Here is a 22,458-nt window from a genome sequence, read left to right on the forward strand (position 1 = left end):
GACTTGGGGGGCAGATGTCCGATCGCTTCCGCCGGCATTCCACTGGCGGCCCATTCAGAAAAATCCCGCGAATACCCCGCCGGTTTCTGGCCACCGTCGCTGTCAGCTCGCTCTGTCTTTCCCCGGTCACCGTCCTCACGGGCGCCCTACCGGCTGCGGCGGACTCCGCTCCAGGCTCCGTCGCGGACGTAGACGCCAGTCAGCCGGCGCTCACTCCGGCACCGGACGACCACACCGAGCAGCCGGAGCCGAGCGGCTCGTTGCGCGCGACCGACGACGGCGGGCTGACGGCAGCCCAGCGGACCGCGCTGACTTCCGCCGCCAAGCAGGCCGCGGCATCGGGCGAGCCGGTCCGCGTCAACGCTCTGACTACCGAGACCGCCACCACGACGGCCAACCCCTCCGGGACCCTCACCTACGACTCGAGCCTGCTGCCCGTACGGGTACGCAGAGCCGGCCGGTGGGCGGCGGTGGATGCCACCTTGAAGCGCAATGCCGACGGAACCTGGAGCCCCCGGGCCTCGGCCGAGCCGCTCGTGTTCTCCGGCGGCGGCACCACCCCGCTCGCCACCATGTCCGAGGGCAAGGCCTCCCTCGCCCTCTCCTGGCCCAAGCCTCTGCCCACCCCACATGCCGCGGGCACGAGCCTCACCTATCCGGGTGTACTGCCAGACGTGGACCTCAGGCTCACGGCCGACACTCAGGGCGGCTGGTCCGAGGTCCTCATCGTCAAGAACGCCAGGGCCGCCGCCAACCCCGCGCTCGCGAAGATCGCCCTCACCACGGAAGCCAAGGGCGTCGCCGTCGCCGACGACGGCCACGGCAACCTCGCCGCCACCGCTCCCGACGGCCGGATACTCTTCAGTGCCCCGCAGCCGGCCATGTGGGACTCCAGCGGCATCGGCGCACAGCACACCGCACCGGAAAACGGGCCCGCCCCCAAGGCCCGGGTGGCCCGCGTCCAGGGCCGTCTCCACGGCCGGACGCTCTCCCTCGTCCCCGACGCCAGACTGCTCGGCGACGCGCACACCAGGTATCCCGTCTTCATCGACCCGACCTGGAACCCGCACTACGCCAGCGGCGCCAAGCAGCACTACGTGGAGACCCAGCAGGGCTGCCCCACGGCGAAGAACTACGACTCCACCCAGTACGGCGACCCCGGCGTCGGCTACAACAGCTGGTCCGGCTGCATCGGCGGTGAGCGCTCCTACTTCCAGCTCGCCGTGCCCTCAGTCATCGACAACGCGCACGTCGTCTCGGCCACAGTGGACGTCAAGGAGAACTACTCCGCCAGCTGCAGCCTCTCCTCCGACGTCTCCCTCTACTGGTCCGGCGCGATCAACTCGTCGACCACCTGGAACACCAAACCGTCCCTGACCAGCAAGCTGGCCACCAAGAGCTTCGGCCCCGCCTGCACAAGCGAGCCCTCGGGCGGCTTCTCGGTGACCGACACAATCAAAAAGGGCGCCCAGGTGCCCTGGAAGAGCTGGACGTTCGCCCTGGTCAACAGCCACAACGGCAGCGGCGACGGCAACTACTTCAAGCGCTTCGACAACAACCCCTCGATGTCCATCGAGTACAACCACGTGCCCAGCAAGCCCGGCAGCCTGGCCACCAAGGTCGGTTCCACGTCGCTCGGCTGCGGCACCGTCACCCCGTACCCGATCGTCGGCAAGACCCTGGCCACCACCCCGCCCACGCTCAACGCCACGGTCAGCGACGGAGACAAGGACGCCCTCTCCGCCACGTACTCGTACTGGGCCGGCAGCGGCTCGGCCACCACGACCACCAGCGCCACCGTCGCCAGCGGAGCCAACGCGCCCAAGCAACTGCCCTCAACCTTCATGAGCGGCCTGGCCGACGGCAGCGTGGTCAGCTGGAAGGTCACCTCCACGGACGGCAAGGACACCTCCGCCCCCTCGGCAACCTGCCACTTCACCGTCGACCTGCACAGCCCGGCACAACCCACCGTCAAAACCGCAGACAACCTCTACCCAGAAGACTCCCCGGGCATCACCGCAGCAGGCACCACAGGCAAGTTCACCGTCTCCGTGAACCCGGGCACCAACGGCAACAACGCGGCCAAGTTCCTCTACGGCCTGGACGCCGCCCCGCCCACCTCCAACACCCCCACCTCACAGTGGACCAAGGCGAACAACAACACCGCCACCATCTCCGCGACCCCGGTGGCCCCCGGCACGCACACGCTCTACGTCTACGCCGTCGACTCGGCCGGCAACGTCTCCTCCCAGCAGCAGTACGAGTTCACCGCACTGGGCCATGCCCCGGCCCCGCAGCCGTACACCAGCCTGCAGGAAGCCTTCAACAACACCGCCACCACCGACGACAGCAACCACGCCACCGGCGACGCCGACGGCGTCGGCGCCACACTCTCACTCCAGGACCTCAAAGCGGCAGGCTGGCAGCCCGGCGGCAAAGTCACCGTCGACGGCGCCACCTTCACCCTGCCCAACTTCGGCTCCGCCGCCGGCGACAACGTGATGTCCGCCAACCAGACCATCAAGATGAACGGCACGAGCGGCCAGGCCCTGGTCTTCCTCGGCTTCTCCACCTACGGCTTCGTCGGCTCCCAGCACCAGGACGGCGACAACACCAGCCCCGTCGTCCCCGACAACACCAATACTTCGGCCACCAACTGCAGCCTGGGCGACGGCACCTACGAGGACTGCGTCACCCCGAAGGGCTCCATCACCTACGGTGACCACACCGCACAACCCTTCAACCTGACCATGCCCGACTGGGTCTACGGCTCGGACGCCCTGGCCGCCGTCACCCTGCTGCACCGCAACACCCCGAGCACCCAGCAAACCCGGAACACCAACATCTACGCCTTCGCCGTCTCGCTTAAGGCCGGCGCCACCCTCGACTCGGTGACACTGCCCGACCTGGCCGACACCGCACGCCAGTACGTACCAGGGCTGCACATCATCAGCATGGCCGTCCGCGACACGACCACCGCGCCCAGCGGCGCGACCTGGACGGGAACCTGGGGCGCGCCCACCGAGGAGCGGTTCCAGTTCTCCAGTATGGGCGCCTTCCGCAACCAGACCATCCGGATGGCCACCACTGCCAGCGTCTCTGGCAACACAGTGCGGCTGAGGCTGTCCAACGCGCTGGGCACCGACCCACTGACCCTTGACCATGTCACAGTGGCCTCGCAGAGCCAAGGCGCGGTGCCGACCTCCACACCGGCAGACGTAACATTCGGCGGCAGCAAGTCGGTGGTGATCCCGGAGGGCGGCGAGCTGTACAGCGACCCGATCCCAATCCGTATCAACGCCGGCAGCGCCCTGCTGACCAGCGTTCACCTGGTCAACCAGGTGACGTACCTGGTCATGCACCCCTGGGCAGCGCCCGACACGCTGGGGTACGTCAGCGCGGTCGGCAGCGGTGACCACACCGCGGACGCCACCGACACGGCGTTCACCGGCACCGGAACAACGTGGGGCCGTTTCACCGACATTCTCACCGAGGTGGACGTAGTCGCCGCCGACAACCGCCCGTCCGTCTCCATACTCGGCGATGGCCTTGTCAACACCCGTACGACCGGAACCACCGCCGGCTACAACACCCCACGCTTCTCCAACGACCTATCCGCACGGCTACGCACCAACACCGACGGAACCCCCGTCTACGGCATCGTGGCCTCGGGCATCGAGAACAACTACCTTGGCACCGACCAAGGCGCCGGAGCCGGCGGCCGCTCGGTGCTCACCCGCCTGGACCGGGACGTACTCTCGATCCCCGGCCTGCGCACCGTCGTGGTCACCCAAGGCCTCGAGGACATCGTCGCCGGCCATGACGACGTCGACATCGACAGCGCACTCGGACTGCTGCGCAAGCAACTCAAGGGCTGGGGCATCAAAGTCATCTTCACGACACTGACCCCCTGCAACGGCTACAGCGCCTGCACCGCAACCGTCGACCAGAACCGCATCGACACCAACACCTGGATCACCGACCAACTCGACCTCACCACACCCAGGGTCAGCTACGTGGACGCGGAGTCGGCCGTGGCGGTGCCAAACCCGGCAAGCACCACAGACCCGCAGGCACTGATGCTGAACGCAGACCCCGCCCCTTCCGACTTCGACTCCGGCGACCACGTCAACCTGACAGAGCACGGCTACAGCACAATCAGCAACTCCTTCGACCTGGCCTCGCTGGGACCAGACACATAGAGCCTGCCGACCGGCATAACGTCGATCAAACAGCAACAGCGCTCCCGCACCGCTCCGACGGTGCGGGAGCGCTGTTCGCCGTCGCCGACCCCGACCTGTCCTTGCCGAAAACTTCGTCCGTACAGGTCACGCGGAATGTTGGTACTCGTGGAGGATGCCGCCGAGTCGGTCGCGTTTTCGTATGTCGAGGCGGCGATCCGCCCCGGATCGGTGATCGGTGGGGGCAACGGATGCAGTGGGCGGGCGTTGGCGATGCCCTGATGCGGTCGATGCCCGTTGGAGAACTGCTCGAACTCCCTCAGCGCGCGGAGCAGGTGGTGATGGTTCCAGATGAGGGTGCGGTCCAGGAGTTCGTGGCGGCAGGTCTGCACCCACCGTTCCATGATCGAGTTCATGCGCGGTATTCGCACGCCGCTGAGGACTACCTCGATGCCGGCGTTGGTGAGGATGGTGTCGAACAGTGCGGGGAACTTCCCGTCCCGGTCCCGGATCATGAACCTTGCCCGGCAGTCGGCGTCTTCGAGGTCCATGACGAGGTTCTTCGCGGCCTGGGTCACCCAGGCCGCGGTGGGATGCGCAGTGGCGCCCAGGACCCGGATTTGCCGGTTGGCGTGCTCGATCACCGCGAAGACGTAGAACCGCGCCCCGGACAAGGTGACGGTCTCGAAGAAATCACACGCCAGAAGGACGTCCGCTTGGGAGCGCAGGAAGTCCGACCAGGTGTTCGACGCCCGTTCGGGGGCCGGCGGGATGCCGGTGTCCTGGAGGATCTCCCAGACCGTGGACGCGGCTACCTTCACTCCGAGTACCAGCAGTTCGCCGTGCACGCGCCGGTACCCCCAGCTCGGGTTCTCACGGACCAGGCGCAGTACGAGGGCCCGGATGGAGCGGACGGTGCGGGGTCTGCCCCCGCGGTCGGGCCGGGATCGGGCGGCGTGCCGACAGGCGACCAGGTCACGGTGCCAACGCAGGATCGTGTCCGGCCGCGCCAGCAACCGCACACGGAGCAGCGCTTCCTTCGGGAGGTCATGCAGCAGCGCCGCCAGGAACGCCCGATCCCCCGGTGCGTACTGGACTCGCTGCCCGTTCAGATGCCGTTGCAGCACGGTGATCTGATGGCGTAGAGCCAGGATCTCTACATCCTTGTCCCGGGTGCTCACCGGCAGCAGTCGCAGCATCGCGAACATGTTGGTCACGCTCAGGCAGGCGAGTTTCAACAGCACGAGCGACCATCATGCCGAGATGATCGTCATCTCCGCCACAGCACTGCGCCGGCCTCAGCATCCGACGGAACGAAGATCACGGCACACGGGCTCTGACCAGGGCGGATGAGGATATCGACTAGGGCAGCGTGCCGGGTCAGTCAGTCGAACTCTCCTTCTGAACACGGCGACGGGTCCACCAGAGCGGCCTGTGCGCGTCCTGCTTGATACGCGAGAGCGAGCCTGGCATCGGGTTCTGCGACGGCGGCCGGTGCTGCAATTTCATCCGGTTACTCGCCCGGGACGAAGAGATCGCTGCCGCGGTGACCACCGGCTTCTAGTGCTGTGGCCGCATAGGTTCGCCGGGTTGGTGGTTGTCGCGGTTGGATGTGCGGTGACATCCGATCCAACCGCTGGGGGTGCGGTGGCCGAGCCTGTCCGTGTGCGCAGACTGACCGACCAGGAGGGGCAGCGGCTGCAGCAGATCGTGCGCCGGGGCAGCGCCAGTTCCGTGCGCTACCGGCGCGCGATGATGCTGCTGGCCTCGGCCGGCGGCAACCGCGTCCCGGTGATCGCCCAGCTGGTGCAGGCCGACGAGGACACCGTCCGGGATGTGATCCACCGGTTCAACGAGATCGGCCTGGCCTGCCTGGACCCTAATTCGTTGATAGCAGCACCGGCGCGTGTCTAGGAGCGTTGCCGGACTGTTCGAGTGCGGGGCTGTGACGCCTTCCTGGACCCCGGCCGATGAGGCCTCCACTGAGAGGGGCGCCAGTCCCATGACTCGTGTGGTGGCAGCCGTGCGGGCGTCGGGCGGACAACCTATACAAGCCCCGGCCCGCGAGGCCTCCTAGGTAGAGCGGTGACGCCTGACGTCGTCACGGTCGCCACCACAGGACTGAACCTCCACTCTTTGGAGTTGGTGGTGCGAGCCCGTTTCACGGCGACCTCTTGCCAGCCCTGAACCACCGAGTTCTGGGCAAGACCGAGGCCCGTGAGGCGCGCTGGTGCCGCGAACGGCTTGTGAGATGTCGGACCGAAGAGTCCTGGAATTAGGGAGCCGCGCGGCCCGCATGCGCTCGTGACCAGCGCAGATGTCAGCGCCAAGGGGAGGAAACACCGTGATCTACTGCGGGATCGACTGGGCCGAGAAGCACCACGACGTCGCCCTGGTCGACAGCACAGGGCAGCTGCTCGCCAAGCGCCGCATCAGCGACGACGTGTCCGGCTACCGGCTGCTGCTGGAGCTCCTCGCCGAGTACGGCGACACCGAGGAGGCCCCCATCCCCGTCGCCATCGAGACCAGCCGCGGTCTTCTGGTCGCCGCGCTGCGGTCGGGCAAGCGGCACGTCTTCGCGGTCAACCCGATGGCCGCCGCCCGCTACCGCGACCGGCACGGTGTCTCCCGCAAAAAGTCCGACCCCGGCGACGCCTTTGTGCTGGCCAACATCCTGCGGACCGATATGCCGACGCACCGCCCGCTGCCGACCGACACCGATCTCGCCCGCGCCATCGCGGTCCTGGCCCGCGCCCAGCAGGACGCCACCTGGAACCGCCAGCAGATCGCCAACCAACTCCGCTCCCTGCTGCGGGAGTACTACCCTGCTGCCCTGGACGCCTTCGCTGTGTGGGCCAACGGCCTGTGCGGTCCCGAAGCCCGTGAACTGCTCAAAATCGCTCCCACCCCCACTCAAGCCGCGCGCCTCACACGCACACAGCTGCGTTCCGCCCTCAAGCGCGCCGGCCGCAGCCGCGGCATCGAGGCCGGAGCCGACAGACTTCGGAAGGTCTTCCACGGCGACTACGCGACCCAGGCCCGGCTCGTCGAGGACGCGCTCGGCAAGCAGGCCCTCGCCCTCCTGCGGCAACTCGAGGCAGCCTGCCTCGCCGCCGATGAGCTCGCCGAGGCGGTCGAGGAGTCCTTCCTCCAGCACTCGGACGCCGAGGTAATCCTGAGCTTCCCCGGCCTCGGCGTCCAGCTCGGCGCCCGGATGCTGGCCGAGATCGGCGACGACCGCCAGCGGTTCACCGACGCCCGCGGCCTCAAGGCCTACGCCGGAGCCGCCCCCGTCACTCGCGCATCTGGCAAGAAACACCACGTCGGGCGCCGGATGATCAAGAACGATCGGCTCAACCACGTCGGCTACCTATGGGCCTTTTCCGCCCTGCGGTCCTCGCCCGGCGCCGAAGCCCACTACCGACGTCGGCGCGAACAGGGGGACTGGCACGCCGCCGCCCAGCGGCATCTGTTCAACCGCATGATCGGCCAGCTCTACCACTGCCTCCAAACCAGCCAACTGTTCGACGAGCACGTCGCATTCCACTCCCAACTGGCCAAGGCGCCTTGACGACTTGGCATCGTGAGATGTCTACCTCGACCAGCGCTGGCAGGAAGGCTGCACCGACGCCTGGAAACTATGGGAAGAGATCAAGGAACAGGGCTACCCGGACGGCTACGGCAACGTCCGCAACTACGTCAGCAGGAGTCTTCGCGGCAAGCCCCAGCCAGTCGGGCCCCGACCGCCATCGGCCCGCGCCGTCACCCGCTGGATCCTCACCCACCCAGACGCCCTGCCCGAAGGCGACCGGCTCCAGCTCAAGGCCGTCCTGGCCAACTGCCCAGAACTGACAGCACTCGCCGAGCACGTGCGCTCCTTCGCCCACATGCTCACCCATCTGCAAGGCCACCACCTGCCGACATGGATCGAAGCGGCCACCGCCACCACCGAATTGCCCAGCCTCCGCCACTTCGCTCAGCACCTCGAACGCGACCTCGACGCCGTCATCGCCGGCCTCACACAGCCGTGGAACTCCGGTGTCGTGGAGGGCCATGTCAACCGGATCAAGATGCTGAAGCGCCAGATGTTCGGCCGCGCGGGATTCGCGCTGCTTCGCAAGCGAGTCCTCCTGGCCACGTGAGCGATGTCAGTGGCTGCTGGCATGCTTCCCCCGTCCGAGAAGGCGATACCAGGAGCCGTGCATGGGAACGTGGGGAACTGGCCCATTCGACAGCGACCTCGCTGCAGATTTCGTCGATGGACTTGAGGGTCTGACTCCCCAACAGGTCATCGACGTACTCGCGCGAGCACTCCAGCGAGTCGCGAGCTCCGGAGCACGCGTGGATGGCGGAGACGGCATCGAAGCAGTTGCCGCTGCAGCTCTCGTCGCCAGCACAATCCCGGACAGCAGGATCGTGATCGACCCTGAGGGCGGGCCCAGAAAACCGCTGCCGGAACTTCCGGCATCCCTCCGAAGGTCAGCCATGCTCGCACTCCACCGGGTACTCCAAGACGGATCCAAAATGGCGACGGGCTGGGTGGACAGTGCCGACGCTGACCAGTGGCGCCACAAAGTCCAACAGATCATGGAGACCCTCGCACTACCCACTGATCACTAACGGTGACCGTGTCACAAGAAGTGGACCAGAGCCCGAAGAAGCGGGCGCAGTCACCCTGTACCCACGCGTCGTGGTCTGGGCGGTCAGGCCTCGGTGTACGCGACGGTGCGCAGTGCGGTGACGAAGTACAGGACGCGGACACGTTCGATCTCGTCCGCGTACTGGCGCAGTGCGGGGTGGATGGTGTCGCCGGGGAGCGGCTCGCCGATCTCGGGGTCGACGGAGACGGCGACCAGGGCGCGGTCCAGGGCGTGGATCTGGTGTGCGTCGGTGAGGTTCTCCAGCTGCTTCGCGGCCGCGTCGCTGAAGGCGATCTGAGCGCGGCGCCGTCCTGGCATCAGGCGACGGCCGGGCGCTGTGCTGCGAGGCGGGCGAGGTGGGCCTCGCGCAGTTCCTCCCATGGCGTGCATTCCTCGACCGCCGGCAGTCCGTTGGCCGCGATGTCCTCGAGCGCGCCGGCGAACCGGTCGGCATCAGCCCGGGTCCGGGCGGCGTAGGCGCGGACCGCGTCTGCGGCCGCGGGCTCCAACGGCTGGCGTGCGGACGGTTCCTGACTCATGACGGTCTCCCGCGCATCGTGGTGAGGTCCACGGTAGTGCCAGCCACCGCGGGCCGGGAGGCCTTCGACCCAGGCGGGGCCTGCGATGCGCACCGGTCTGTGCGCACAAGCCCGGTGGCTTTGTTCACGAGTATTGGAAGTCAGTTGTTCACGGGTTTGGGAGGCACCCAGATCCGCGGGCGGGTGATGTCCGCGAGTTTTGAAGTCGCTGGGGCACTTGCCAGGGGAGCATCGAGGTGCTCCTAGTGAAAGGCCCTGGCCATGCCGCAGATGTCGAAGGTCGAGGTGTACGCCGCGATCCGGATGGACCACCCGGTGCCCTGTCTGTGGCGGCTGGCGTGATCAGCTGTATGTTCGACCTTCCTCCAGCGCCGCGGTGCCGGGCCCGGGGGGGCTCAATGGAGGTTGCCGGTGAGTTCGTTGGACAGCGACCTGGCGTACCAGGGGGTGCTGCGGGCGTTCGTGGACGGGGATCCGCTCGATCAGGCGGGAGGGCCCCTCGACGTCCGTGCGGTGGTGGCGGGCATTCGTACGGAGGCCAAGGACGGGTTCCTGCTTGAGGAGGTGCCCTGGGACCGCTTCCCGGAGGGCGTCAGCGTTCGGGAGAACATGGAGCGGCTGCGCTCGGGCGACGCCGTCCGCGGTTCCCTCGGCATGCCCATCGGCCTGTGCGCCAACGACATGAGGGCCGCAGTAGCGCCGGCGGTGCCCTTCCTGATCCGGGTCGGTACCGACCCGGAGGCCGGCCACCGCGCCGAGGCTCTGGCGGTGACAGCCGAAGTGGCGCGCATGCAGCACCAGGGTGTGTGCACGCGTGCCGATATGCTGCGGTTCCGCGGCGATAACGAATGGTTCTTCGAGGTCACTGGCTACTTGCAGAACTGGTCCGTGCAGGCCGCCCGCGACGCGATCGCCGCGGACACCGATCTCATCCTGCCCCTGCTCGACGACCACGACCCTGAAGTGCGCATCGCCGCCGCCTACGCGCTGGCGGCCGCCTCCGCCCGCGCGCAGAACATCCTCTCCGCATTCCACGCCCGCCTGCTCGCCGAACACGACCCGGCCGTACGCGCGGGCCTGGTACTGGCAATTGCGCAACTGGCCCGGGCGCACCAGGATTCGCGGACGTCGGTGTGGATGCGGACCTGTTGGCCCGACCCCGCACGGCCGCCCGAGGTACGCGTGAGCGCGGCACTGGGGTGGATGTGCCTCACCGACCTACCGGTCCCGGACGAACTGCGCGCCATGCTGGACGACCTCGCAACCCACGAGACAGCCCGGCTGATGGCGCCACTGCCGTGGATGCGTGCGGCCGAGAACACCAACAGCAACGGCCTGCACCGCTGCCTGCACACAATGCTGCACCCCGACACACCTGACGCCGAAGACCGCTGGGACGACCCGTGGTCCTGACCGTGCCCCGGTCGCCACCCGCAAGGTCGGGAACCGGGTAGCTGCCCCGCCCACACCGCAACTCAGCGGGGAATCGCCGCCCATCGGCCGGGCACGACGCACGGAGTACCGACACGGCGCACACCCTCCATCTCCTCGACCGGATGCCGACAGCATCGGCCCTAGACGTACCCGTTCACACGCCAGGCAATGGCGTCACCGCAGGCACCACGCACTGCGGGTCACCCGTGCTGCTACTTCTCGTGAACGACCACGGGACCCAAGATCCGCAACTGCCGCCTCAGCCGCCTGCCGTACGCCGAGCAAATGCGCTGGCGCACCCAGCGTTGCCCCGTCCATGCCGCAGCCCCGGGCGCCGCCGACCGCCGACGCCCCCCTCGCGGGGTGCAAGATCCGGTGCCGATCGGCCCCGTCCTCGAGGGGCGCCGGTGCTCCCGGTGAAGTCCGCCGTTGCTACCGGTTGCCACGTACAGCGCCCGCGCACCCCTCCTGGCCTGCATCGTGCAGCGGGGTTGCGCAACGGGCTGCTGCTCCTGGTGGTGAAGGGTGCACGGCCGGTTGCTGCTCGGGGTCGGGGACTGTGGCGCAGTATTCGCACGGCCCGTGTGGCACAAGGGTGCTGCACGAGCAGCAGGCCGGCCTCGGTCGGACAGCAGCGGGTAGCAACGGGCCCCGGCGAGTTCCCGCCCCCGCGCGCCGTCCTCTGCCCGGACCGCACCCCCACCGCCCAGACTGCTCCCGGACCGAGCTCCGCTCTCAGGGGGAAGGATCTACAGCCCGCACCAGAAGCACTATCTGTACTAACCACAACTGATCACCGGCGGCCCTGACCTGTGACCGTCTAATCGATCAACACTCTGACCTGCTGCTGAGCTGTCGGCAGTTGTCGACGTTGGTCATCGTTGAGCGCCCTTCCACGGCCCCAGGACGGCCCGGGAGGGCGCTCGTGCGTTGGGGGAGGCAGCCGCTTTGCCGTGAGGTCGTACGGCTCCCAACTCACCGACAACTGCGCCGGTCTGCCGTCCGCCAGGAACTCGTACGTCGTCCGGACGCACAGCTCACCCTCGGCGATACCGAGCCGCGCGGCGATGTCGGCAGGCGCCGGCACCTTGGCCGGTCCGGAGCGCACTGCCTGAGCCATCAGCTTGGGAAGCCTGGGTGGTCCTAGAGCTGTTGCCCCGTTGACCTGGGACGGAATGCTCGCCACTCGTGCCAGTCGCGTGCCCGATCGGGCGGGGAACCACGGGGAACACTGGGGCGTCAGCCGAAGGCCTCCCATCTCGGCCTTGGGTTATCACGACGTTGGCTTCACGGCATGGCCCAGGGCGATGAAGCCGATCCCGACTACGACCAACGACGGGTGTTTGAACGCGCCGCACGCCACAAGCAGCGCCCCCGCTCCCCAGAGTCTTGGCTGTCGAACGTGGCGCTGTAGCCATTTGCCTGGCATCCGCCCGAGCAGCAAGCCATGCACGCCGAGAACGGCGCATGCGAGCCAGAGCGTCCCCACCAACAGCACGAGCGGCAGCAAGAAGATCGCAAACGACGGCGACATGGTCAAATGCTCCAGCAAATTGACGAGTTGGTTCCCACGCGGCAGTTTCACACGCTCGTGCGGATGGCTACGTCTGGAGCGATTCATTGCCCTTGCCCTGCTGGCCGCCGGAGAAGCCTCCGCTGCCGCCTCCGTCGTTGCCCTTGCCGCCGAAGACCCGGCCGAGGCCGTTGCAGCCCGTGATCAGGTCTCAGGCGGTGCCGTCCGTGGAGCCGCCGATGTACGGCCGTTCCGAGGCGGGCACCAGTGGACGCGGCCGCCGTCCACCAGAAGCTGGAGATCGCCAGGGCCACGCCCGCGAGCACCAGGTTCATGATCCGCTTCACGAGCTTCGGTCTGGCCGCGTACGGGTAGACCGCGAAGACGCCGGGGTCGGTGCGGAGGGCGGGGTCGCGGTGACCGTCCGGCTGGTCTGCGGGGCCGGCGCCTCAAGGGGCCCGTCCCAGGGCCGGCAGGGCTGTCACGGGGCTGGGCACCGGGCTGGCCTGGGCGGGACGCGGACTCATATCAAGATCATTTGCGGGTGTCAAGGCACGGCATTCAGTGGCGTGACGACGCATGACCCGTTCGGGCTTACTCGAAACACGACCTCACCGATCCGGAGTGAGGCTCATCCACCGAAAGGAAGGACAGGTCGTGTTTCGAACGAGAAAGAAGATCGCCAAGGTCGCGGCCGTCACTGTAGCCGCCGCAGGGGCGCTCCTGGGCGGCGGCGCCGCCGCCCAGGCCGCACCCGCCACGACGCACGCCACCACCGTGGCAAGCGCCAGCAGCTGGGGTCACGACGGAGGCTGGGGTGACGACGACTGCTGGGGTCACGACGGTGGCTGGGGTGACGACGGAGGCTGGGGTGGCTGGGGCAGCTGGGGTGGCTGGGGCAGCTGGGGGTAGCCGACCCGGGGCAGGCGGCACCGACGCTGCCCTGACCCCCGCGGCATCCCGAGGCGGCGCCTGACCGGCCACGAGGAGCCCCCGGTCAGATCGCCAAGGCCCGGGCGCGGGTGCGGCAGACACACCTCAGGTGTGAGATCGCCGCACCCGCGCGCCCGGTGCCGAGCACAGGCCCAGCCCCCTTCTGTGCCCTCGGGCGCGCACCGACCCACAGGCACCGAGACCCAACCCACCGAGTCAACCCAGAGACTCAACCCAGGGAAGAGGAACCCATGCGACCACTACTCCAAGGACCCGACCGGCAGGGGACGCCGGCCGGGACCGCCCTTCCGCGGCTGGGCGGCCCTGACCCGACACCGGCCGCGCACCAGGGTGCCGCAGCCGCGATGCGGCCGCCCGGCCGTGCAGCCGGCACGGGACACGCCATGAAGATCGTGTGCGCCGGCGGTGGACCGGGCGCGTTGTACTTCGCGATCGCGGCCAAGCGCCGCGATGCCGGCCATGACATCACCGTCATCGAACGCGACCCGCCGGGGGCCACCTACGGCTGGGGCGTGGGGTATGGGGACGACCTGCTCGACCACCTCTACCGCAACGACCCCGACAGCGCCCAGGCGGTGCGTGCGGCCTCAGCCCTGTGGCAAGACCAGGAGGTCCGCCGCGGGGAACAGACCGCGCATCTGAGCCGGTACGGCTACAGCATCGCCCGCGCCACCCTGCTCGGCATCCTCACCCGACGCGCAACCGAGCTGGGGGTGGATGTCCAGCACTGCCGCAAGGTCGACGACCTGGCCGAGCTCGCCGACGCCGACTTGATCGTCGCCTGCGACGGGGCCAACAGCCGGGTGCGCCAGTTGCACGGCGACCACTTCGGCACCCGCCTGGAAGTCGGCCGCAACCCCTACATATGGCTGGGCACCGACAAGGTGTTCCCCCGCTTCACCTTCGCCTTCGAACCGACCCCGGCCGGGTGGATCTGGTTTTACGCCTACCCATCGAGCGCGGAAATCAGCACCTGCGTCGTCGAGTGCGCCCCAGAGACCTGGCGGGGGCTGGGGCTCGATACGCTCGGCACCGCCGACGGTGTGCGGTTGTTGGAACAGATCTTCGCCTCCGCTCTGGACGGCCACGCGCTGCTTGGCCAGTCCCGGGGGGAACCGGCACGCTGGCAGCACTTCACCGAGGTACGCAACGCCACCTGGTGCCACGACAACGTGGCGCTGCTGGGGGATGCCGCCCACACCACCCACTACACCCTGGGCTCGGGCACCCGGCTGGCGCTGCTGGATGCGATCGAGCTCGCGCACAGCCTGTATACGGAGGCAGAGCTGCCTGCCGCTTTGCAGGCCTACGACAAGCGCCGCCGGGCCGCGCTCCATCCCGTGCAGGCCGCGGCCCGCACGAGCATGGCCTGGTTCGAGCGTCTCGACCATTACCTTGAGCAGGATCTGGTGGACTTCGCCTACGCGATGTCGGTACGGCAGGGGGCCCAGGTGCCGTGGCACTACCAACTGCACAGGGCCACCCAGATCCCGGTGCTGCGTCGGGTACGACGGGAAGCCAACAGGGGCCTGCGGAGGTATCTGGCGCTGCGGCGCGGGGAGACGACCCTCGGCACGGTCAGTGCCACCGGGAGGGCCACGACCACGGCGGCCCTGGCAGCACCGGCGGGACACCAGCAGTGACGGCACCGGACAGGGCAGCCCCGGCAACCTGGACCACCGAACTTGTCGAGCCGTGATTCCTCATTCCCCTGGCGATTTTTCGGCCGGGCCGACCCGATGCAAAACCCCGAAGGAAACGAACCCCACCGCAGTGCTTTTCCTCATCCCTCGCGATGCGGCCGCCCCGGCGCACGACCCCTCGGACGCGAGAACGGCATGCACGCCCTCCGCCACTTCTACGCCTCCGTGCTCCTGGACGCGGGAGAGAGCATCAAGGCCCTGAGCGAGTACCTCGGTCACCACGACCCGAGCTTCACGCTCCGCACGTACACGCACCTGATGCCGAACAGCGAGGCTCGCACCCGGGCCGCCGTGGATCGGGTCTTCCGGAACCCGGGGGGGCACCGACGACGGCCCCGACACGGCCCATGAGGCAACATGACCCCGTGGCCTGCGCTTCCCTCAGAACGCTCACTATTGGGGTGCAAGATCGGTGTCACGCCACTGCATGCCTTCGGCGATCGTCTCGCAGTAGCCCAGGGCTGACGCCGTCTGCATGAGGTTGCCCTCGGCCGCGGCCCGGCGCGCCAGCCACATCATCGTCAGCATGCTGTGCTCCGGCCCGTCCTCACCGGCGTCGGCGTCTTGCTCCAGGCGCTCGCGCAGCACGCGGTCGGCCTGGTCCAAGACGTCGGACCACACAGCGCCGTACGCGGCCGGGTCGACGCCGGTCAGGGCCGTCAGCCACAGATCCGCGTGCGACTGGAGCACCTGCTCGGCCAGCCGGAAATCGAGGACCGTCCCGCACGTCATCGAGTCCTGGGCGGCGTGGGTCTGGGTGGCCGGCCACTTGGGCAGGCCCTCGGAGTGCGCGGGGCACAGGAACGCGACCCAGGCCGTGCCGGGCCCGTCGCCCGCGGCCGGACCTTCCCGGAGGGCCGTCGCCTTCGCCTTGCACTGCACGACGGTGCGCAGCGCGGTGAGCTGGCGGTGGGCGGACAGCTGCTGGACGAGGGAGGGCACGCGGGCTCCTTCGGCGGCTAGACCTCGATGTACGCGACGACCACGACGGATATCTCGAGTGAGAGCACTGTTCTTGCAGGTCAAGCGCTTGCACGGTCGTGAGGCACGTTAGTCACGATGATGGTAGGGAGGGGCCGGGCTCGACCTCTCCCGGTGATGTCACTGGTCTGTCCTAGAGTCCTGGCCGTGACGACTCTCATGATCGATGCAGGTCCAGTTGCGCCGACGGCTCAGGTGACCCGGACCGGTGGAGTGCCTCTGGCACCGGCCGGCACTCCGTGGCCCTGCTGCGCGTCGTGCAATGGCCCGATGCAGTTCCTCGCCCAAGTGGTCTTGGATGACCTCGGGGATGGGATTGAGGACCGCGGAGTCCTCGTCTTGTTCGCATGCCAGAACGACCCAGGTATGTGCGGCGACTGGGAACCGGACTCCGGCGGGAACCAGGCATTGCTCTTCCCGACGGATGGCCTTGAGCCACTGCCCCAGCCCGAAGGCGGTGTCGATGAGGCACTGCTTCTGCTCGGTTCCGTTCGGGCGGTCACCTTGGTGCATGTGGACGGGCCCGACTACGACCAGGCCGGCGAAGGGTGGGCAGCGGGGAGCGACCGCTCCGCGTCATCCGTGCTCGGTCAGCTCGGGGGTAGCCCCGCCTGGATTCAGGGCGACGAGACCCCGTCCTGCACGTCCTGCGCCACTCCTATGCCACTGATCGTCCAGCTTGAGGAGGGTCCGGACCACAGCACCGCCATGAACTTCGGCGGCTGCGGCGGCGCCTATGCGTTCGCCTGCGAACCGTGTGGCCGCGCGAAGTTCCTGTGGCAGTGCTGAGGCGGTCCCAACACACGCGCCCTTGGCTTCGTAAGTGTGAACGGGCTCTGGTCCACTTCGTGTGGTCGCGTGACTCTCGGTCACGCCAACAGGACTCGTTTGCGCAGGAGTTCGAACCCTGCGCGGCCGAACATCTGGCGTTTGAGCATCTTGATCCGGTTGACGTGGCCTTCCACGACGCCGGAGTTCCAGGGCAGTGTGAGGCCGGCGGTGACGGCGTCGAGGTCGCGTTCGAGGTGTTGGGCGAAGTGCCGGAGGCTGGGCAGGTCGGTAGTGGAGGTGGCCGCTTCGATCCAGGTCGGCAGCTGGTCGCCCTGGAGGTGAGCGACCATGTGGCCGAAGGAACGCACGTGCTCGGCAAGTGCCGTCAGCTCGGGGCAGTTGGCCAGGACGGCTTTGAGCTGGAGCCGGTCGCCTTCGGGCAGGGCGTCGGGGTGGGTGAGGAGCCAGCGCGTGACGGCGCGGGCCGACGGCGGGCGCGGGCCGACCGGTTGGGGTTTGCCGCGGAGATTCCTGCTGACGTAGTCGCGGACGCCGGCGTAGCCGCGAGGATAGCCCTGTTCCTTGATCTCCTCCCATAATTTCCAGGCGTTGGTGCAGCCTTCCTGCCAGCGCTGATCGAGGTAGGGCTTGTAGTCGTCGAGCCTGGTCGCACGGTTTTGCCACTGCCCGGTGAACATCTCCTCCGGGGTGGTGGCGCGGGAGAAGCGCAGGATTGTGTTGAGGGTCATCCCGAGCTGGCGGGCGACGGACCTTTTGCTGTGACCGGCGTTGAGGAGAGCGTGGATGGTGGCGTGCTTGGCGCGGGTGCGTTCGGCGAACCGGTGTCCCGTCGGCCAGGGCGACGACGTGGCCGGCTCCGGCTCCTCCTGGGGTTCCTCCGGCTGCGTCGGCGTGGGGCGCAAGCATCCGCGGTGCCGGTAGACGCACTTCTCGGCGGCTTGGCCCAGGTTGTGCCACAGGTGCCATCGGTCGGCGACCTGGAGGGCCTGCGGGGCGCCGCGGGTGGCTCCTTCGGCGAAGAAGGGGGCCCGGTCACGGCAGACGATCTCGATGCCGGGCCGCTCGGCGAGCCAGGCCGCGAGCGTGTCCGCCTCCCGGTCGGGAAGGAGGTCGACCGGGCGACGTGTCTCGACGTCGACGAGCACGGTTCCGTAGACACGGCCCTTGCGCTGGGCGTACTCGTCCACGCCGACCACACGGGGTGCTGCGACGGCGGGATCCGGAAGCGAGGCGATCAGCCTCAGCAGGGTGTTCCGGCTGACTGGAACCTTGAAGGCGTCCGTCATCCGGGCGCCGGCCCGGCCCGCGAGCGCAAGACCGACCGACACCAGCGCCGACCGCAGCCGCTCGGTCCGTCGCCCGAACCTGCGGGTGAGACCGGGTACTTGCTCGGCGAAGGTCATGCGCTCGCAGGATTCCTCCTCGCAGACGAACCTCCGCACTCGCAACGACACCACGACGAACTTGCCCGCCGTCGGCAGATCACGAGGAAATCTCAGGTAGGAGCCGTGTATTCGCCCCGACCAGCACCCGCATGCCGGACAGGCCGCCCGCCCTGCGGTCGTACGGGCCTCGACCCGGACGGCCGTGGCGGTCACCTCGACCGATTCCACCAACACGCCCTCGACCGAGGAAAACAGCAGCTCGTTCAGCTGCGGCAGTCCTTCGTTCACGGCGAAGGACTGTCGACCACACCACCGTCCAGACAGGCGATTTTCGGGCGAACATTAGTGGTCGTAGGCGGTCACTGCGCGCATGACTGACTGGCCGCGAACCAAGCTAGCTCCACTCATCAGGTCCCCCTTGGAATCGATCATCCAGGGAACCGGGAGGCGCTCTACCGGCGGACCGCCGAGATCAGCCCGCCGGGCCGCTCCTCGCGCTGCGGCGGGGTGCTGATCGGGCGGCCGTAGGCCGCAGCGCGCTCACGCAGGGTGTGGCTGCCGGCCGCCCAGCCGTGCCCGGCCAGCCAGCCCACCGGGTCGTCGGGCATCTCCGAGACCCACATGGACGCCGCCGATCCCGGCACGGCGTCCGCGCCGAAGCGCTCGATCACGCCGCGCGAGCCCAACGTCAGCCCCATCCAACTGCCTGCCGCCGACTGCGCGCTGATCCGGGCCAGTAGCAGCTCCACCGCGTCCTCGGACAGATAGATCAGCAGTCCTTCGGCGATCCACACGGTCGGCACCGCCGGGTCGTGCCCTGCGGCGGCCAGCGCGCCTGGCCAGTCCTCACGCAGATCCACCGCGACGGTGATCCGCTCGCAGCGCGCGACGGGCCGCTCCTGGCGCAGCACCGAAGCCTTGAAGTCCAGTGGAGCGGCGGTGTCGACCTCGAACAGCCGGGTGCCCTCGGGCCAGTCCATCCGGAAGGCCCGGCTGTCCATGCCGGCGCCGAGCAGCACGACCTGCCGGACCCCGGACGCGGAGGCCTGCTGCAACAGGTCGTCGAGGAACTTCGTCCTGATGACGATGGAGAACGACACGGCCAGCCAGCGGCGTCGCGCGGCCTCGTCATCGGGCAGCGGCGGCGAGGAGGGCCACAGGCCGCCTGCAGTGGCGAAGGCCTGTGCCAGCGGGTCGCGGAACAGCGCGTCCTCCCGCTCGGTCTCCAACGCCCGCACCCGGGCCACCCCCACCGCCGTGGCCCACACTCCCGACGGCTGCACCCGCTCCTGCTCATCAGTCATCGCGCCAGCCTAGTGATCTATTCCAAGGGGCTTGTTGAGGGGAGCCAGCTTCATGCTCGGCCAGCCAGTCATGCGCGCACCGACCGCCTACGACCACTAAAACCGCCATAGGCGAAGATCAACAGTCACCCTGTGTACGCGACCACACGAAGTGGACCAGAGCCCGAAGAGGATCAGGCACAAATTCCGTGAGGAGAATCAACGGGGTTCGACTTCGTCACCAGACGTGAGCAAGAGCGTTCAGTCAGCCCAGCCCGCGGTGTTCGAGTACGACTCGTAGGAGTAGCGGGTGTTGTGGTCCCATTTCTCGCCGGTGATGCGTTCGTATGCATGATCCGGTGTGTAGAGCAGGCTCTCGGCCCAGATTGGGTCGGTGGCGTACGGGACAAAGTCCGCAGGGTCTCGCATGACGCTTTCGAACGCGGTGCGGCCGACGGCAACGACCGCGCAGCGTGTGTAGAGGAAGGCGTCGCCGGACAGTGCCCTTGCCGGAAACCTCATCCGGCCTGGTCACGCAGCACGCTGGCCTGCACCAAGTTCGTCACGGACGCCACCTTCGCTGACATCCTGCAACAGCAGCGCGACGAGACCACGAACCTGATCGACTGCAGACAGCGTGCCCACGCTGAGCGGTTCGGCGAGCCGATGACTAGCGACAACATCTGGCTCCACAGCCGAACCGAGGAAGTCGCCGCCCTCGACGGAGTCCTGCTCGCCATCGAGCGTATTCGCCGCTCTGATGGCACCACCCTGCCAGTGCGCGGCGCTGGCGCCTCGCAGCGACGGCTCTCGCCCGACACTGCCCAGAACACCGTAGAGGGCACATGACCCGCAGCGTCGAAGCCCTGAAGACTGCCGCCCGCCGACGCCGAGAACGCGCGGAGAATGCCGTCGAGAAAGCGCTGAAGGAAGCCCGCAAGACACGCAGCCCCGTAAGCGTGACCTCGATTGCCAGGGCGGCCGGCGTGTCCACCGACTTCATCTACCGGCACCCTGTCCTGCGCCCGCAGGTCGAGGCCCTCCGCAGAGCACGACGCGATGCCGCCCCCGACGACGCCCACTCATGCGACACCGAGGAAGCCGCCAGCACCCTGGTCCGCCGCCTCACTCAGCAACTCGCCACCGAGCGCCGCAAACACCGAGAAGACGTAGCCCAGTTGCAAGCCGCTCTCGCCGCGGCCCACGGTGAGCTCCTCGCGCTTCGACGACAGCCCCAGAGCGGATTTATTAGTCAGCCATGAAGTCGCTCTCGACGGCGGGGGTGATGCGGGTGAGCCAGAACTCCGCCTCGTCCGGTCCCAGGACCCGATCAAGGTTGAGGGTGGGGATCATATTCAGGAAGGCCCGGCCGACGCCCATGCCAAAGTCTCCGTTCGGTGGGTGCAGTACCAGCACGCGGGTGCCATCGAGCGGTTTGATGTCGGCGGGCACCCCTTCCGGGTAGATGTAGGCGCCATGGCCGTCGAAAAGGCGGAAACGGCGGAGCGCCGGATTATCGGGGCCGAGGTACGGGTCGGCGTCCGTCGCTGCCTCGACCCACGAGCGGTCGGGGCGCACTCCTGGAACCATGCCTTGGTCGGAGTCGCCGATGAGCCGGTCCGCGAGCAGGGTGTGCAGCTGAAAGTTGTCCCCGACACCGCTCATCGTGAGGGCATACCCCCTACGTGCACGGGGGTTGAGGACGACCAGAGGCTCGTCGTCGAGGACGGCAGCCAGGTCTCTGACCCAGGTAGCGTGCTGCGACCGGTCGGCGACCGCTGTGGCGTATTCCCGCAGCTCGGCCTTGACCTCAGTGGGCACCGCTGCCCGGAAGGGACCGTGCCCCAAGACGGTGATCAGCGCCTTGAGCCAGTCCTCCATGTCGAACCAGGACATGGCGATCCGGGTCATGTCCCCCTTGTCCGGGCGTCCTTTCGGTCTGGCCAGGGTGACAAGAGCCTGTACCAGCTGCTTCGTACTGGCACTCACCTGCTCCGGCAGCGGCCGCCCGGGAGCCGCTTCGGCCCAGCACCCCGGGACCATATCGTTGAGCATCATCGCCTCCGCAGCGCGCTGTGGCAGCACGTTGGCCAGCGCCATTGGTGAACCGCCCCACTCGACGCACGCCCCCGCCAGGACGGCCGTCTTGGCGAAGTCGCCCGCCAAACCCGGCAGCCACGGCGCAAGGGCCTCGACCGCGGCGGTCAAACTCGCGGGACCTCCCGCACGCGCGGTGTCGCCCAACCGCGACATAGCCCGCCGGTAGCCACGAGCCGAACCAGACCTCATCTGCGCAACAAGCTCGTCAACGAGCTGGGGTATCTCCGAAGGCACGGCGGCACGCTAGCAGGGCCACGACCCCCGCTTCACAGCTGGTGCCCGAGCCAGGAACTCCAGGGTCATCTGCACGCCGAGCGCTCGTCAGCGACATGCCGCTGGCGCTGTGAACAGGAGATACGACTCGCTATGCAGTCAGGACGCCGGATAGGAGATGGTCGTACTCGGCTTCGTCCATGCGGCCCTTGTAGCCGTAGGAGGCGGCATTGAGCGCCTTCTCCTTGCCGGTGACCGTCGTGGACGGCCGGATGCCTGAGGTGTAGCCGCCCTTGCGACAGATGGTGGACTTCAGGTTCGCCTGCGTGACGGCCGGGGAGACCGCGCCCGGCGTACACGTGGGATCCTCCACCGGCTCCCCCTTCTCGTAGCGGTAGTGGCAACTGCCCGCCGGGGGCTGCTGCTGGACGGTGTACTTGGCCTGCGGGCCGGCGCCGACCGCGAGCGCCCGCCCAGGACCTCCGCCGCCCCGCGCGCCCGTACTCGATGGCCCCGTTATGGAGGGGGACACCGTCGGGACAGATGAACAGCCCGCCAGCATTAGTGCGGCGAGCAGTACGGACGGTGCAGCGCGGCGGTTCGAGCGCATGACGACCCCTCACGAGCGGGTAACGACTGGGCAAGATACTGCCTGACGGACGCACGAGCACACCGGGCGGAGCCCGCGCGAAGAAGCACAACAGGAGGCGCACCGCAGAGCGGTAGCCACTGCCTGATCA

At 68.3% G+C, this 22,458-nt stretch carries 18 protein-coding genes and 5 pseudogenes; 11 read left to right on the forward strand and 12 right to left on the reverse strand.

All coding sequences use genetic code 11. The features are described 5' to 3' along the window. Positions 1–260: 260 nt before the first annotated feature. Entirely contained in the window at positions 261–4,202 is a 3,942-nt protein-coding gene (locus ACZ7M3_RS47930) for a hypothetical protein (RefSeq protein WP_472072424.1), read from the forward strand. A 126-nt stretch (positions 4,203–4,328) separates the two neighbouring features. On the opposite strand, the pseudogene ACZ7M3_RS47935 reads toward ACZ7M3_RS47930, so the two are convergent. Further along, positions 4,329–5,425: pseudogene (locus ACZ7M3_RS47935) on the reverse strand (integrase core domain-containing protein). Positions 5,426–5,828: 403 nt separating this feature from the next. Here ACZ7M3_RS47935 and ACZ7M3_RS47940 point away from each other — a divergent pair. From ACZ7M3_RS47940 to ACZ7M3_RS47955, 4 genes and pseudogenes are all read left to right on the forward strand, one after another. Continuing rightward, positions 5,829–6,062 (forward strand): annotated as a pseudogene (locus ACZ7M3_RS47940) (helix-turn-helix domain-containing protein); the annotation flags it as partial. Between the two features lie 463 nt (positions 6,063–6,525). After that, positions 6,526–7,752 (forward strand): IS110 family RNA-guided transposase, encoded by a 1,227-nt coding sequence (locus ACZ7M3_RS47945; RefSeq protein ID WP_472072426.1) that lies wholly within the window; start codon positions 6,526–6,528, stop codon positions 7,750–7,752. 202 nt (positions 7,753–7,954) lie between these two features. Next, positions 7,955–8,323 carry an ISL3 family transposase gene (locus tag ACZ7M3_RS47950; RefSeq protein WP_472072466.1) on the forward strand — a complete coding sequence of 123 codons (369 nt, stop codon included), beginning with the start codon at positions 7,955–7,957 and terminating at the stop codon, positions 8,321–8,323. Positions 8,324–8,384: 61 nt separating this feature from the next. Beyond that, the gene (locus ACZ7M3_RS47955; RefSeq protein WP_472072428.1) at positions 8,385–8,801 is read left to right on the forward strand and encodes a DUF4259 domain-containing protein; all 417 of its coding nucleotides are present in this window, start codon (positions 8,385–8,387) and stop codon (positions 8,799–8,801) included. Between the two features lie 83 nt (positions 8,802–8,884). Here the strand turns inward: ACZ7M3_RS47955 and ACZ7M3_RS47960 are convergent, their stop codons facing one another. Both ACZ7M3_RS47960 and ACZ7M3_RS47965 read right to left on the reverse strand, forming a co-directional pair. Then, positions 8,885–9,139 carry a hypothetical protein gene (locus ACZ7M3_RS47960; RefSeq protein ID WP_472072430.1) on the reverse strand — a complete coding sequence of 85 codons (255 nt, stop codon included), beginning with the start codon at positions 9,137–9,139 and terminating at the stop codon, positions 8,885–8,887. After that, complete coding sequence (locus ACZ7M3_RS47965) at positions 9,139–9,360, reverse strand: hypothetical protein (RefSeq protein WP_355311446.1); 222 nt, start codon at positions 9,358–9,360, stop codon at positions 9,139–9,141. Before ACZ7M3_RS47965 ends, ACZ7M3_RS47960 begins: the two co-directional genes overlap by 1 nt. Before the next feature lie 411 nt (positions 9,361–9,771). Between ACZ7M3_RS47965 and ACZ7M3_RS47970 the strand changes: the two genes are divergently transcribed. Next, positions 9,772–10,773 carry a hypothetical protein gene (locus tag ACZ7M3_RS47970; RefSeq protein ID WP_472072432.1) on the forward strand — a complete coding sequence of 334 codons (1,002 nt, stop codon included), beginning with the start codon at positions 9,772–9,774 and terminating at the stop codon, positions 10,771–10,773. A 961-nt stretch (positions 10,774–11,734) separates the two neighbouring features. Here the strand turns inward: ACZ7M3_RS47970 and ACZ7M3_RS47975 are convergent. The 3 genes and pseudogenes from ACZ7M3_RS47975 to ACZ7M3_RS47985 all read right to left on the reverse strand — a co-directional run. After that, positions 11,735–11,887 (reverse strand): annotated as a pseudogene (locus ACZ7M3_RS47975) (UTRA domain-containing protein); the annotation flags it as partial. A 180-nt stretch (positions 11,888–12,067) separates the two neighbouring features. Continuing rightward, entirely contained in the window at positions 12,068–12,379 is a 312-nt protein-coding gene (locus ACZ7M3_RS47980) for a hypothetical protein (protein ID WP_472072434.1), read from the reverse strand. Between the two features lie 52 nt (positions 12,380–12,431). Next, positions 12,432–12,699: pseudogene (locus tag ACZ7M3_RS47985) on the reverse strand (hypothetical protein); the annotation flags it as partial. A 265-nt stretch (positions 12,700–12,964) separates the two neighbouring features. Between ACZ7M3_RS47985 and ACZ7M3_RS47990 the strand changes: the two are divergent. From ACZ7M3_RS47990 to ACZ7M3_RS48000, 3 genes and pseudogenes are all read left to right on the forward strand, one after another. Continuing rightward, positions 12,965–13,219 carry a hypothetical protein gene (locus ACZ7M3_RS47990; RefSeq protein ID WP_472072436.1) on the forward strand — a complete coding sequence of 85 codons (255 nt, stop codon included), beginning with the start codon at positions 12,965–12,967 and terminating at the stop codon, positions 13,217–13,219. A 272-nt stretch (positions 13,220–13,491) separates the two neighbouring features. Beyond that, on the forward strand, positions 13,492–14,904 hold the full coding sequence (locus ACZ7M3_RS47995; protein WP_472072438.1) for an FAD-dependent monooxygenase: 1,413 nt from the start codon (positions 13,492–13,494) through the stop codon (positions 14,902–14,904). 162 nt (positions 14,905–15,066) lie between these two features. Then, positions 15,067–15,325 (forward strand): annotated as a pseudogene (locus ACZ7M3_RS48000) (tyrosine-type recombinase/integrase); the annotation flags it as partial. Between the two features lie 32 nt (positions 15,326–15,357). Here the strand turns inward: ACZ7M3_RS48000 and ACZ7M3_RS48005 are convergent. Further along, on the reverse strand, positions 15,358–15,906 hold the full coding sequence (locus ACZ7M3_RS48005) for a hypothetical protein (protein WP_355978488.1): 549 nt from the start codon (positions 15,904–15,906) through the stop codon (positions 15,358–15,360). A 198-nt stretch (positions 15,907–16,104) separates the two neighbouring features. On the opposite strand from ACZ7M3_RS48005, the gene ACZ7M3_RS48010 reads away from it, so the two are divergent. Then, a complete protein-coding gene (locus tag ACZ7M3_RS48010) occupies positions 16,105–16,734 on the forward strand; it encodes a DUF1963 domain-containing protein (RefSeq protein WP_472072468.1) in 630 nt (209 codons plus the stop codon). Between the two features lie 80 nt (positions 16,735–16,814). Here ACZ7M3_RS48010 and ACZ7M3_RS48015 read toward each other — a convergent pair whose 3' ends face one another. The 3 genes from ACZ7M3_RS48015 to ACZ7M3_RS48025 form a co-directional block, all read right to left on the reverse strand. After that, complete coding sequence (locus tag ACZ7M3_RS48015) at positions 16,815–18,410, reverse strand: ISL3 family transposase (protein ID WP_472072440.1); 1,596 nt, start codon at positions 18,408–18,410, stop codon at positions 16,815–16,817. A gap of 164 nt (positions 18,411–18,574) precedes the next feature. Then, positions 18,575–19,426 carry a class I SAM-dependent methyltransferase gene (locus tag ACZ7M3_RS48020; RefSeq protein WP_472072442.1) on the reverse strand — a complete coding sequence of 284 codons (852 nt, stop codon included), beginning with the start codon at positions 19,424–19,426 and terminating at the stop codon, positions 18,575–18,577. 240 nt (positions 19,427–19,666) lie between these two features. Further along, positions 19,667–19,927 carry a DUF4240 domain-containing protein gene (locus ACZ7M3_RS48025; RefSeq protein WP_472072444.1) on the reverse strand — a complete coding sequence of 87 codons (261 nt, stop codon included), beginning with the start codon at positions 19,925–19,927 and terminating at the stop codon, positions 19,667–19,669. Positions 19,928–20,250: 323 nt separating this feature from the next. On the opposite strand from ACZ7M3_RS48025, the gene ACZ7M3_RS48030 reads away from it, so the two are divergent. Beyond that, positions 20,251–20,667 carry a DUF6262 family protein gene (locus ACZ7M3_RS48030; protein ID WP_472072446.1) on the forward strand — a complete coding sequence of 139 codons (417 nt, stop codon included), beginning with the start codon at positions 20,251–20,253 and terminating at the stop codon, positions 20,665–20,667. On the opposite strand, the gene ACZ7M3_RS48035 is transcribed toward ACZ7M3_RS48030, so the two are convergent. Together ACZ7M3_RS48035 and ACZ7M3_RS48040 are read right to left on the reverse strand one after the other, a co-directional pair. After that, a complete protein-coding gene (locus ACZ7M3_RS48035) occupies positions 20,654–21,613 on the reverse strand; it encodes a hypothetical protein (RefSeq protein ID WP_472072448.1) in 960 nt (319 codons plus the stop codon). The genes ACZ7M3_RS48030 and ACZ7M3_RS48035 overlap by 14 nt on opposite strands. A 256-nt stretch (positions 21,614–21,869) precedes the next feature. Next, on the reverse strand, positions 21,870–22,250 hold the full coding sequence (locus tag ACZ7M3_RS48040; protein WP_472072450.1) for a hypothetical protein: 381 nt from the start codon (positions 22,248–22,250) through the stop codon (positions 21,870–21,872). Between the last annotated feature and the right edge of the window lie 208 nt (positions 22,251–22,458).

This window comes from Streptomyces sp. NPDC111656 (assembly GCF_055656965.1).